Genomic DNA, 12119 nt, shown 5'->3' on the forward strand with positions numbered 1-12119 from the left:
GGTATGAAGGCCACGTGGTCCGGGATGATCCAGTTCGCGCTGGTCACCATGCCGATCAAGCTGTACGCGGCGACCGAGGAGCATCCCGTGCGCCTTCGCGAGATCCATATCGCCGACGGCAGCCGCGTCGAACACCGTCGCTTCTGCAGGGCCGAGAACAGGGAAATCCCCTACGACCAGGTCGGCAGGGGATTCGAACTGGCCGATGGGCGCATGGTGCCGCTTACGGAGGAGGACTTGGCCCGCCTGCCTTTGCCCACCAAGCGCTCCATTGACGTGCTCGGCTTCGTGCCCTTCGAGGACATCGACCCCATCAGTTACGAACGGCCGTACTACGTGGGGCCCGGACCCGGTGCCGGCTGGCCGTATGCCCTCCTTGTCGAGGCCCTCGCCCGCACCGGCTACGTTGCTGTGTGCAAGGTCGCCTTGCGCAGCCGGGAGCGTCTGGCGCTGCTTCGCCCCCGCCACGGAGTGCTCATTTTGCAGACGCTGCTGTGGCAGGACGAGTTGCGTGACCCGGGAGACCTGGCGCCATCCGCGCCGGTCAGCGACCGGGAGCTGGGGCTGGCCGAGGTGCTGATTCGGGAGCTTATCGGTATCGACGTCGGTGAGGTGCGCGACGAGTACGCTCATGCCCTTGAGCAGCTCGTAGATGCGAAGATCACCGGCGCTCAGCTCGTCGAGCCAGCGGCACCCACCGCTGCGATGGATCTGATGACAGCGCTGGAGGAGAGCGTCCGAGCGGCTGAGAGAGCGCACGGACACCAGTCCGCCCGGCCTCGGTCATCGTCCTGACGGGCGCCGGAGCCACGACGTGGGTTCGGTGACCATGGGCAGTTCGCCGGGGGCAGACAGGAAAGATCGCGGAAAGACTGGCCAACGGGTTCGAGGGCATGTCAACGTAGACGACCTTGCAAGAAATCCCAGGTCAGAGAGGTGATTGCCCGTGACCGTAGCCCCTGTCGGCCCCGGTTTCTCCACCACCGTCGAAGCCCTGCGACTGCGGGAGTGGCAGCTCGGCCCCGGTCAGCCGACCCTGGTCATGGACCAGTTCTCCGCCGAGGACTTCCACCTGATCGTCGATGACCGCGCGGACGTGCATGTCAGCAGCAAGGACGGCAGGTTCTACCTCGGCTGGTTCCCGCTCGGCCGCCCCGGCACGGACGGCGAGGGATGGAAGATAGCCGTCACCGGCACCGCCAAGGTCCGCGGCTACCACCTGTCGTTCGATACCGAGACGCCGGCCGACATCGTCGCCGCCGCCGTAGCGCGCGTGCTGGAGACCTCACGCCGCCTCTGACAGCGCGGACACCGACAGATAATGCCCGCCCTGTGAGCGAGCTGGCCGTCCGAACGGCGGCCCGCTCCACCGCCCCGTTTCCCGCACCCCAGGAGGCTCTTCGTGACGTCCCCGGAGATGACCGTCGGCGATCTCATCGACCTGCTGTCCGGCTGCGACCCGCATGCTCCGGTCCGCCAGGCCATGAACCCGTTCTTCCCGATGGCCCACCGCTTGGCGCAGGTCCTGCAGTCGGTCGACGAGACCGGCCGGACCGTCGTCTACCTCGCTGAAGGGCGTGACGAGGACGCACAGCTCGGCCATCTGCCACCCGAGGTCGCCATCGAGCTGACGTGGCAGGGCCCAATTCAGGCACCCCCGCGCCGCCCCCGCCGCCGCGCCGGCGGCAACTAGATACGCACCGAGCCCTTGGAGGCGCCCCTGTACCCCGACTTCCCGCCCGACTCGTCCACGCCGCGCGGCGGCCAGCCCGCGTTCTGGGTCGGTCCTCGGCACCTGGCTGGTGACGATGGGCGCCTCTACGACGTCGTCGCCGACACGCTCGCCGGCCTGGGCTGGACGAGCCTGACGATCGTCCGCGGACGTCATGAGCCGGACGAGGCCCCGGAGGACCGCCAGGTCCTGCGCAGCACCGTCCTGCACATCAGCCCAGACGCCCTGCGATGGGCCCAGTGGGGCCTGGCGGACGAGCCGTTCCACCTGGGCGAGCTGCCGATCGCCTGGCAGATCTCCGCCCGAGCCGAGGCGAGCAGCCCGCTCGCCCAGTGGTCGGCCTACTTCACCCGCGACGTCCCTGGCGAGGCGGTGGTCGACTTCCTCGTCGCGCTCGACGCAAGCGACCAGCCTGCCGTGCCGCTCGCCGGATCCGAGCTGGTCCTTGACGCTGTCGCCGCCCACGGATGGTTCCGCGACATCGACCAGCCCCAGGCGGCAGCGACGGACCCGACGTTCACCTCACACATCAGCCTCGGCGAGGTCCCGCCCCTCATCCAGGACGCCGACCCGCGTGCCCTGTCCGCCGAGGACGACGAGACGGGGCCGGCTGGATGGCAGGCGTGGGCCGAGCCCGCGCTCGGCGCACCGTGTCTGTGGGCGGCATCGTTCGCCGCCAGCGTCCCGCACGATCTCGTCGCCGCCTTCGCCGCTTCTCTCAGCTCGACCGCACCGGTCCTGCGGCGGGTGCTGCCCGTGGCCACCCAGGAGCGCCTCCTGCGCGCGCCGGCCATCTAGCGTCCAGCGCGCAACTCTCGACGATCGCAGTCCGGCACCCTCCCAGTTGGGGTGCCGGACTTTCTTGTTTCCCGAACGTGCTCTACGTACAGCCCGGCCAGGTCCGAGCCTGGGTACCAGGCCAAGTCGCTCGCGCCGCTCAACGAGCCATCCAGTAACGCACTGCTGCCCCCGACCCGCGGTGGTCGGAGGCAGCAGCGTGACGTGCATGCAGGTCAGCCCGTTGACGTGGCCTTGGCGAGGGCCTTATCGAGGTGGCGGTCGACGAGGGCCGGGGAGCCGGAGACGATCAGCAGCAGGCTGCCGTCGCGGATCGCGGTCTGCTTGACCACGGTGCTCCGTCCCCCGGCGGTGAACGTCAGGAGCTGGCTCCACTGCTCGTCACCGCTGGCGTGGGGTGAGGGCAGCTTCTGCGAGGTCACGTCAACTGGGGTGCCGCCCGCGACGATCTGATAGGTCGGGCAGCCGGTCATGGCGTCGAAGATCCGGTCGATTCCGTCGGAGAGCTTCCTCGCGCTGTCGCTGTACAGCTCCTCGGAGATCTCCGAGGAGCTGCCGCCGTAGGTGAAGTCCGCCTTCGCCTTGTGCGGGAAGGCGAGCGTGCCGCCAGTCGCCGCGTCGCCGCCCAGCTCGCTCAGGGCTGGGCAGCCGATGACGGTGACGTCGTCGTGCTGGGCCGGACGCTCCGGCTTGGGCAGGTAGCCGCTGCCGAGGTCGCTCTGGTCGAGCAGGCGGGACTCGAGCGCGGCCGAGGAGAGCGCGGCTGGCTTCTGGACGGCGTCGGCCGGCTTTCCCGTCCGGGCGGCGGAGGAGGTCTGGTGCGTTCCCCCGGTGGTGTCGGTGGAGCAGGCGGGCAGGGCGAGGAGGGCGGCGGTGATGCCGAGGGCGGTGGTGGCGACGCGAACGCGCATGACGGAACTGACCCCTTGGTGCTAGGCGACGGGTGGTCAGTGCGGGCCTGCGGGCCCGGTGGGGTCGTAGGAGTGGTGGTCAGTGCCCGAGGTGGCGCAGGCAGTCCTCGAACGTGGCGTGCGTCGCGTCCGCCGGTCCGGAGTGCCGGTTGTACCAGGCGGTGTCGATGCGGGTCTCCTGCTGCTGGTGGCCTGCCCGGCAGCGCAGCCAGATCTCGCCACGGGTGGAGAGGATGAGCCAGTCCCGGTATGCGCCGCACTCGGTGCAGCCGGCCATCTCGCCGTCGAGGACGAGGGGCTGCTTCCACGGCATCATCTTGCCCTCGACCTGGTCGTGGCTCGGCACGCGCAGTTCCGGCGGAAGGAAGTCGTCCACGACGGCGGCCGGTTCGGTGGGTTCCGGCTCAGGCGCCGGCACTCCGAAGCCGGACGGGACCTGGCCCTGCAGCTGCGCATGCAGCTTGGCGAACTGCCTCTGAGCTTCGCTCGGCTCCTTGGCGCGGCGGCGTATCCGGTGAAACACTCTGGCGTCCTCCTCTACCTCGTCACCTCGTCCTGCGCGTTTCATGATCGTGCCCCGCGCCCCCGGCGGTTTCAATTCACAAAGTCCACAGTCGCCTCCGGCCAGGTCGGCAGGGGTACTCGGATTTCTCGGTTGCCCAGAGGGCGAGTTGGCCACGGTGCTATACCGCGCGGCGGTGCTGCCACGGTGTGCCCGATCACACGTCGTTGTCTGCCTCAACCGCTCAACTTCACGACGCCTACTGGCTCGACTCGCCCCACCTGCGCCATGCCCGTCCGTCCTGCGCGTGCACGGATGCAGACGGCCTCGGCATCGGACCTGGCCGGCACCGAGGTCCGATGTGGCGTACGACCATGTTGTGGATTGCGGTCGGAGCGGTGGCGCTGTCCCTTCTCGCGGTGATGCGCTGAGGCCCGTGCCAGCGCCTGACGGGCTCACCGGGGTTTACGCGACGTCTCCTCTCCGCTGCGCCGCCTGCCGGGCGCGGAGGGCCTGGTGGGCGTCTCACGCGCTGCGGACCGGCTCCTTGCGGTGCTGGTCTCGGGCAGGTGGGAGGCGTCGGCGGGCAGGTGGGAGGCGTCGGCGGGCAGGTCGGCGGTCCGCCGCATCCGCCACACGAGCACGTCGCTGATGGAGTCCGCGGTGCCGAGTTCGCGGCGTCCGGCGACGTCGGACAGTAGGGCGGCCGGGTCGTGGCCGGCGGCTTCGGTTTCCGCGAGGGTCGCCGCCAGGGCGTACCAGCCGGGTTCGGCGAGGATCTGCTCGGCCAGCTCCGGCAGCGCCTCGCGCAGCAGCACGGTCTGCCGCTGGAGCATCGGCCGGCTCAGACGCCGGCCACGCTGGTAGAGCACGCCGAGAGGCTGTGCGGCGGCGGTCTGGTAGGCGGTGCGCAGGTGCTCGGCGGCCCGGGTGGCGGCCTCGGCCTGCTGGGCGTGGCCCTTCCTTGCGTGCCAGTGCGCGGCGGCGGTGATGAGGAAGAACAGCATGTCGATGACCATGGCCGTGGTGGCTCCGTCCTCGCCGCGTCCGAGGGCCGGGCCGCCTTGGACGAGGTTGCGGGCGGCCTGCCGCAGGGCTCGGTCGTGCCCGCGTATGGCGCGGACGTGAGACCGCGAGGCCCGTTCGAAAGCCGTTGCCGCGTCGCGCAGTTCGCGGCGGGTGTGGGCAGCGGACGTCTTCGCGAGGGCATCCAGGACCTCGCCGGCCGCTGCGATGTGGGCGGCGGCGACCGCGTCCTCGCCCTGCTCGACGACGAGCACGGCCTGCCACACGGCCGAAGCCGTCCCGCGGCGCGCGGCGGCCGGACTGCCCGGCCCCGTACGGATCGCATCCTCCCGCCGGGCAGCCGGAACGTCCTGGGCCTCACCGGCCCAGCGCTCGCGGATGCGGGGCAGCGACAGGTCGGGGGCCAGGCGCGCGCCGGGATAGAACACTGGCTCGCCGTCCTTGTTCAGGTCGTCGGGCAGTGCGACCTTGTATCCGAGCAGGTCGCCGGAGGGCGCAGCACGCTTGCGGATCAGGAGGCCGGCGGCGGCGAGCCGGTCGAAGAACTCCTCGTCGCTCCTCGCCCCGGCCACCGCGCGTCGTACGGTTTCGCGCAGTTCCTCGCGGGCGGTGCGCTCGCGACCCTGCCGTTCGGCCTTATGGCGCTCGGCGCTCGTGGGCCGCTGTGCGGCTGTGCCGTCGCCCGGCGCGACCTGGTGGAGACCGAGTTCCTTCTCGATGAGCCGGGCTTCGGCCTGCGCGCGAGCGCCGGAGCGGAAGTCGTCGGGGCGGTGGCCGTCCTCGGTGACGAGGGTGGCGACGATGTGGATGTGGTCGTCGGCGTGGCGTACGGCGGCCCAGCGGCAGCCGGGCTGTCCGTCGCCGGGGTCGATGCCGGTGGCGGCGACGATGCGGCGGGCGATGTCGGCCCACTCCTCGTCGGACAGGATCCGGTCGCCGGGGTCGGCGCGTACGGAGGTGTGCCATACGTGCTTGGCCGGGCGTGCGTGTTTGGCGAGGGCCATCACGGGCTGGTCCAGGAGCTGCTGGAGGTCCTTGAGGGTGGCGTTCGGGTCGCGGCCGGGATCGGGCGACATGCCGTCGAAGGAAGCGACGAGGTGAGGGTCGGTGTGGTCCTCGTACTTGCCGGTCTCGTAGAGGTAGTAGAGGAGACCTCTGGTGTCCGACCCGGACGGGTTGACGCTGGGGATCATGAGCCGTGGTGCTCGATCAGCCGTGTGGCGGCTTCGTGCGCGGTGTCGGCGGCCCGCCGTACGGCGGCGACGGCCGCTTCGAGCTGAGGGACGTCTGCACCGGAGTTGAGCGCCTTGACTGCCTGGTTGAGGTTGCTGCCGGCCCAGCCGAGCCGACGCCTGCTGTCGAACAGGGCTGTGATCACTTCGCGTTCGTCGGCGATCTCGGCACTGGTGCGGTCGAGGTCGCGGGCGGCGGCGAGTGCGGAGCGGGCGAGGAATCCGGCGACGGACAGATTGCACTGGGCGGCGGCGGACTTGATCAGGGCGAACTCATCATCGTTGAAACGTGTGTTGGGCTGGTGCAGGCGCTTCTTCTCGGGTGACTGGCGCGGACGCTGGCGGGCACGAGGGGTGCGCTGTCGGCGGGCGCGCGGCTCAGTCTGCTTCTCCTCCTGCCCCGGCTTCGATCCGCCCCCGGTCGAAGCCTGAAGGACCTGCGCCCCCCGGTGCAGGTCCTCTCCCGCCCCCTTGGGGGCGGGTTCGGCGGAAGCTACGCTTCCGCCCCAACTTGCTCGCCCCGAGACCGAGTTGGAGTCGGGAGCGGGTTCCGGGGTGGTGCCGTTCTGGGCGGGGTTCGTCATCGCGTTTCGGGCCTCGTGGAGCGGGTGTGGTGTTGGATGGTCGCGGCCAGCGCGAGGACGTCGGCCGGTGCCAGAAGGGGGCGGACGGGTCCGTCGGGGTGGTCCTGGACGAGCGACTGGCCGTTCGGCATGCGGACGGCGGCGCGCAGGAGTCGCCGGCGGACAAGAACGTCCGCCCAGGCGCTGGCCTCGGCGGATGTGGGCTCGGATGAGCGAGGGGGATGCGGAATCACGGCGTGTCTCCTGAAACGGGACGGTGGCCCGGGACAGAGCCGGGCCACCGGTTGCGATTAGGGGTTTTGCTGGTTCAGCCACACTCTGGGCAGCGGCCGACGTGGCTGTTGAGCGCGCGGGCCATCCGCTGCTTCGTCGAGGCAGCCTGCTTCGCGCTGGACTTCGCTGCCGGCCTGCCCTCGTGCCGCTTGGAGTGGGCGAGCATGAAGCCGATCTCCCGCTCGTACTCTGCGCGGACGGTGTCGAACTGGTGGCAGGTCTTCATCGGGCGGAGCTCCTTGTCGCCGTGGTGTCGTCGCTCCGCAGTTGCTGGAGGACGAGGCTCAGTCGGTCGTTCCGGCCGCCCTTCAGGCCCTCGCGGCGGAGGATTTCCCGCAGCTGGACCCGGGTGACGAACTCGTTGCCGTCCCGTTCGAGCAGGGCGGGGACGTGGGGACGGACCTCTTGGACGAGCTGGTCCACCGACTGCTCCGGCTCGCGTGGCGGGCGCTGTGTCTGCGGGGTGCGGGGCCGGGCGCGCTTCCCCTTGTTCTTCGTCCGGGGCTTCGTGGTCGTCTTCCGGCGAAGGGGGGCCTTGTGTCCCCGGTCCCCGGTGGTCTCGGTCCCCGTGTCGGTGTTGGTTGGTTCCCGGTCCCCGGTGGTCTCGGTCCCCGTGTCGGTGTTGGTTGGTTCCCGGTCCCCGGTGGTCTCGGTCCCCGTGTCGGTGTCGGTTGGCCCCCGGTCCCCGGTGGTCTCGATCCCCATGCCGGCGACGCTCGGTCCCCGATGCGAATCGAGGCCCTGAGCAGGGACTTCTCGCGTGGTGCGGGCGGTCCCCGCGCCCCCGGCGTCCCCCTCTGCGGCTTCCGGATTTGCGGGACCGGTCCCCGGGACCGCCCTCGCTTCGGGGGCCTCGGTCCCCGCTTCGTCGCCTTCGGTCCCCGCGCCTGCCGACGCCTTGGAGTCCGCGATTTCGGGGACCGGTCCCCTCGGGTCGCCCGGTCCCCAGTCCGTGTCCAACTCGCCGGGGCCGTGGGGACCGACTACGGGGACCGGCGCCTCCGAGGTCTTCTGCGAGGAGACCTTGGCAGCCGTTGCGGTGCCGCACTCTGGGGACCAGGGAGAGGGCAGCGGCACCGTGGCGAGCGCGAGTGCGTGCCGACGTGCGGCGAGCTGGTCGAGCAGCTGCGCGCGCTGGAGGGGGTCGGTGCCGACCGAGGCCCTGCCGACCGCCTTCGACAGGCGCCGGGTCAGCCGCCGGCTGCGCCAGTTCCTCTGCTGCTCGGGCGTGCGCTCGGCGAGGCGGGCAGCGAGGGCGACCGCGCGGGCGGTGGCCCGGTCCCGGGTGATCTGCGCAGCGTCGCGGTCTCGCGCTGCGATGCCGAGGCGGGACAGGAGCCGTTCGCGCGCCTCACGCCCCAGGACGGCGATCAGTCCGTGGGAGGCGGCGCCCGGAGCGCGCACGCGCAGTTCGATTCCCATGGCGAGGTGCCACAGCATCGCCGCCATGACCGGCCCGACGAAGGCCCGGACCGTGCCGCCGATAGGACCGCTCTCGGAATAGGCGGGGATCACCTGCACTCCAGTGATCACCCAGACCAGGGTCCCCGGCAGACCGGGGGCGCCCTCAATGGCCAGGTTCTGCCGTGCCATGAGCGCGGTCGCGAAGAGCGCCAGTTCGGCCGCGGAGAACATCCCGGCCCGCTCGGCGGTGCCGGCCATGTCGAGGTAGTCGGCCGCGAAGCGCCACGAGGTGTCGGCGCTGTATGCGGTGCAGCCGAGAGCGGCCAGAGCTGCGACCTTGACCGCCGGGCCGCCGAGACGTTTCTGCGGGCGAGTGCCTCGGCGCCGGATCGTCCAGCCGGTCAGCACGAGCACGAGGGCGGCGGGCACGCTGGCGGCGAGGAGGAGAGGGAGGTCCGGAGTGGCGCTGAGGGCCAAGGCGGGGTGGGGCATGCGGCCTTTCCGAGAGGGGCGTGCGCCGGGGTCGACGCTGCCGGGAGGGCTGTCGGCTGCTGGGTGCTGAGAGCGTCGGGCGAGGGGCTGCCCGTTGCCGGGGTGGTCTTCTTCCGCTTCTTCTTGGGGCGCGGCACGCCGTACGCGCGGTCGCGGTCGAACACCTTGTTGGCTGCCTGCCGGAGCAGATCGCGGGCGTGCTTGTGGCTGATCTGCAGGGCGGCAGCGAGCCGGTCGGGCCGCCAGCCGCGCACGTAAGCGTGGTCGATGACAACCTGCCGTTCGGCCTCGGTCAGGTGCACGTCCCGTCCCTGGAAGAAGGCGATCACGCGCCGGTAGTCGAGGCGCTGGGGCAGTCCGTCGTGCAAGGGACGCCGCTCGGCTTCGGTGAAGCCGCCCCAGATGCCCTCCTTGAGGACGTTCTCCAAGGCGAATTCGAGGCAGTCGCGGCGTACCGGGCACCAGCCGCACAGCTCCTTCGCCTCGGCGATGGCTTCGTGGTCACGGGGGAGCGGGAAGAACACCGCGTCGGCGTCCTCGACGTCCATGCCGTGGCACGCTCCGCGGGTGTGCCAACTGGTGTCTCCGATGCCGCGCAGGCCGGTGGCCGGCGCGTCGTGGGTAGTGATGTGGCGCAAGGGGGTCTCCGATGTGCTGCCACGTCCGCCGACTGCGGCGGTGCCGGGCGGATGCGGCGTCGGGTGCCGACTGCGGCGCGAGGGCTTGCGCCGCAGCCGGGGCGGGACGGTGGTGTTGGGCGGCGGTGCATCGGACGGGATGCACGGGCCGGATGCGCCGGTCAGGCCAAGGCGGGCTGCTGGGCCTGCTCCTTCTGGTGGGCCGCGGCGAGGTCGAGGCGGCCGGGATGGGGGGTGGCGCGCGGGGCGGTTCCGCGTACCCCGTCGTCGGGACCGATCCGGCGGCGACGACACGGCTCGCCGGGTTGGGCCAGGCACCACTCGCACCTAACACTCAGAGCGTCGGGCAGCCCCTGCGCGACGGCGGCCTCGCGAGCTGCTCGCGCGGGCCGGTAGGGCGCGAGGGCGGCACGGGCTGCGGGCGGTATGCAGGAGCCGACCTCCCGCAGCCGCGCCTCCAGCCTCGGGTCGATCCCGCCGCGACCGCTGGTGATCGCCCTGGCCTGCGCGGGCTGCGCGGTGCCGGCGGCGACGGCGCGGCGAGTGCCGACCAGCTCGGCGGTCCAGGCGGCTTGGTCGTCCGGGTCGACGGACGGCGTGGGGTCGGAGTGCCTCGCCAGGCGATCGCGCCGGTAGCTCTCCCAAGGACGGGCCACGTCCGCGGGCACGATCTGATATGGCGAGGTGCGGACGTGCTGACGGGCGGCGACGCGGGCGTCCCAGCCGTGCGGGGTGGCCATCGGCACGTCGCCGAGCAGCTCGTGCCACTGGGCGAGCTGGTCGCGGGCCTCGCCCTGGTCGGTGCGGATGGTGCGGGGGTCGAGTCGGCCGATGTACGCCAGCAGGGCGGCGATTTCGCGGCGGTCCACGGTCAGCCCTCCGTTCCAGTCGGCTCGTCAAGGGCGGCGAGGAGGGCGGCGGTGTGGGCCTCGGCCCGCGTCATCCCGCCTGGCGCGGAGGGGCTCTTGCCGGGCACGGCGTAGAGGTTCGGGCGACCCGGGGCGTGTTCCCGGGCGACCCAGGAGCGCCAGTCGGCAGCCCAGGCATCCGCCGGCCTCGGCTTGAAGTCGGCGCGGTGGGCACGCCACTTCGCGTCGGCCGCGGCGAGGCCCTGTTCGCCGAGGCGGTCGAGGTGTCCCTGCTGGCGGGCCCAGGTGTGGGTGGCTGGGTCGACCTGCCACTCGGCGGCCGAGGTGACGGCAGCACCACCACTGCTGTACCTACGGTTCAAATCCGGTTCACTACGGTTCTGTGTGCCGGTTTCCGGTACATCGCTGTGCCGGTTTCCGGTACGTCGAGGTGCCGGATTCCGTCGGGACCTGCCGGTTTCCGGTACTGCCGGTTTCCGGACCCTCGCAGGGGATTCCGGCACCTCACGTGGGCGGATTCCGCACCGCCGCAGGGCCGAGATCCGGAGCGCCGGGGTGGCCTCGGCCCCCTCCTTCGACGCGTGGTCGGCGTCCTCCTCGGCGGTCTCTGCCACGGTCTTGGCGGCGAGGGGGAGGCGGTAAACGGTGCTGCGCTGCGGGCCGGTGAGGTCGTCAAGCTGCTCCAGCTCACCGGCGTCGACCAGGCGATCGATGGCCTCGCGCACCGTGGAGACGGAGGCACGCGTGCGCTTGGCCAGGCTGGACAGCGAGGCCCAGGAGACGCACTGCTCGTCGGCCACCCGGTCTGCGATCGACAGCAGGACCAGGCGCGCGGTGCCCCGGCTGGAGCTGTGCTCCCAAACCCACTCGCGGGCTTCGCTGCTCATCGGCCGCTCCCGGAGAACGGGCGGGGCCGACGGCCCGCCTGGGCCGGGATGGTGTGGTCCGGCTCGGGGCGCTGAGGCGCCGAGGCGGAGGTGGCTGCCGCGCAGGCCAGACGGAAGGGCCTTTTGCGCAGGGCAGGAGGCATGCGATACTCCCCTTTGCAGTGTTGCCGCGCTGACGCGCCCCTTGGAAGGACTCAGCGTGGTGATGGTGGGCAATCTCCGCCCTTGCCGGGGCGGGTATGCCGCTTAGCGCTCGGCGTCCGCGAGTTACCGCTCTCGGGCGCCGTCGCTGTATTGCGGACCTTCTCGGTCCGGTCCGTGCTCGCTGGCTCCTCACATCCGTCGTCGCGGGCGGGCTGCCCGGGGACGATGAACATACGCACGGACCCGTGTCAAGATCCAGACTTGGTTCTTAAACTCTGTACTGGTTGCAGAGAGTCACGGCGCGATCTATCGCCGGAACCGCCTGTACTGCCCGGCATGAGCCGCCCTCCAGCATCGAAGGGCACCGTTACCGCGGTTTCCCTGAACGCCAAGCGCGTGCCATCATGTCCGAATTGGGGCAGGTGTCTGATATTTCCCGCGGCGGGAATGCGATGTGGATGGGGTGTTTCCACTGTCGCCTCCGCGCTTTCCGGTCGAAAATCAAAGCCTGGTGCTACCAGGCGTGACGTGTATTGCTGGGTGAATGTGGCTCGCGCCACGTCGCCCGGCGCGCTCCTGCCGGTCGAAACGGACAGTTCCACCCAAAAGTGCGGCGTACGCCACACG

Annotated in this window: 14 protein-coding genes; 4 read left to right on the forward strand and 10 right to left on the reverse strand. The window is 71.2% G+C overall.

Annotation, left to right across the window (positions count from 1 at the left end; translation table 11 throughout):
* Positions 1-3: 3 nt before the first annotated feature.
* The 4 genes from QFZ64_RS28575 to QFZ64_RS28590 all read left to right on the forward strand — a co-directional run bounded on the left by QFZ64_RS28575 (position 4) and on the right by QFZ64_RS28590 (position 2530).
* Positions 4-795 (forward strand): Ku protein, encoded by a 792-nt coding sequence (locus QFZ64_RS28575; RefSeq protein WP_187285484.1) that lies wholly within the window; start codon positions 4-6, stop codon positions 793-795.
* A 151-nt stretch (positions 796-946) separates the two neighbouring features.
* On the forward strand, positions 947-1300 hold the full coding sequence (locus QFZ64_RS28580) for a DUF317 domain-containing protein (protein WP_067230065.1): 354 nt from the start codon (positions 947-949) through the stop codon (positions 1298-1300).
* Positions 1301-1402: 102 nt separating this feature from the next.
* Complete coding sequence (locus QFZ64_RS28585) at positions 1403-1693, forward strand: hypothetical protein (protein WP_148007415.1); 291 nt, start codon at positions 1403-1405, stop codon at positions 1691-1693.
* 15 nt (positions 1694-1708) lie between these two features.
* Positions 1709-2530, forward strand: a complete 822-nt coding sequence (locus QFZ64_RS28590) for a DUF317 domain-containing protein (protein ID WP_307070385.1) — start codon at positions 1709-1711, stop codon at positions 2528-2530.
* Positions 2531-2745: 215 nt separating this feature from the next.
* Here the strand turns inward: QFZ64_RS28590 and QFZ64_RS28595 are convergent, their stop codons facing one another.
* The 10 genes from QFZ64_RS28595 to QFZ64_RS28640 form a co-directional block, all read right to left on the reverse strand.
* The gene (locus QFZ64_RS28595; RefSeq protein WP_307070386.1) at positions 2746-3441 is read right to left on the reverse strand and encodes a hypothetical protein; all 696 of its coding nucleotides are present in this window, start codon (positions 3439-3441) and stop codon (positions 2746-2748) included.
* A 79-nt stretch (positions 3442-3520) separates the two neighbouring features.
* Complete coding sequence (locus QFZ64_RS28600; protein ID WP_307070387.1) at positions 3521-3964, reverse strand: hypothetical protein; 444 nt, start codon at positions 3962-3964, stop codon at positions 3521-3523.
* A 434-nt stretch (positions 3965-4398) separates the two neighbouring features.
* The gene (locus tag QFZ64_RS28605) at positions 4399-6162 is read right to left on the reverse strand and encodes a relaxase/mobilization nuclease domain-containing protein (RefSeq protein ID WP_307070388.1); all 1764 of its coding nucleotides are present in this window, start codon (positions 6160-6162) and stop codon (positions 4399-4401) included.
* Positions 6159-6785, reverse strand: a complete 627-nt coding sequence (locus tag QFZ64_RS28610) for a hypothetical protein (protein ID WP_261994382.1) — start codon at positions 6783-6785, stop codon at positions 6159-6161. The genes QFZ64_RS28605 and QFZ64_RS28610 overlap by 4 nt, the downstream gene beginning before the upstream one ends.
* Positions 6782-7018, reverse strand: a complete 237-nt coding sequence (locus QFZ64_RS28615) for a hypothetical protein (RefSeq protein ID WP_148007419.1) — start codon at positions 7016-7018, stop codon at positions 6782-6784. The genes QFZ64_RS28610 and QFZ64_RS28615 overlap by 4 nt, the downstream gene beginning before the upstream one ends.
* A 74-nt stretch (positions 7019-7092) precedes the next feature.
* Entirely contained in the window at positions 7093-7284 is a 192-nt protein-coding gene (locus tag QFZ64_RS28620) for a hypothetical protein (protein WP_055493674.1), read from the reverse strand.
* Positions 7281-8954 (reverse strand): hypothetical protein, encoded by a 1674-nt coding sequence (locus tag QFZ64_RS28625; RefSeq protein WP_307070389.1) that lies wholly within the window; start codon positions 8952-8954, stop codon positions 7281-7283. The genes QFZ64_RS28620 and QFZ64_RS28625 overlap by 4 nt, the downstream gene beginning before the upstream one ends.
* Entirely contained in the window at positions 8864-9592 is a 729-nt protein-coding gene (locus tag QFZ64_RS28630; protein ID WP_261994383.1) for a WhiB family transcriptional regulator, read from the reverse strand. Before QFZ64_RS28630 ends, QFZ64_RS28625 begins: the two co-directional genes overlap by 91 nt.
* Before the next feature lie 161 nt (positions 9593-9753).
* On the reverse strand, positions 9754-10461 hold the full coding sequence (locus QFZ64_RS28635; protein WP_307070390.1) for a hypothetical protein: 708 nt from the start codon (positions 10459-10461) through the stop codon (positions 9754-9756).
* A gap of 2 nt (positions 10462-10463) precedes the next feature.
* Entirely contained in the window at positions 10464-11348 is an 885-nt protein-coding gene (locus QFZ64_RS28640; protein ID WP_148007422.1) for a helix-turn-helix domain-containing protein, read from the reverse strand.
* Between the last annotated feature and the right edge of the window lie 771 nt (positions 11349-12119).

The organism is Streptomyces sp. B3I8 (genome assembly GCF_030816915.1).
Lineage (GTDB): Bacteria > Actinomycetota > Actinomycetes > Streptomycetales > Streptomycetaceae > Streptomyces.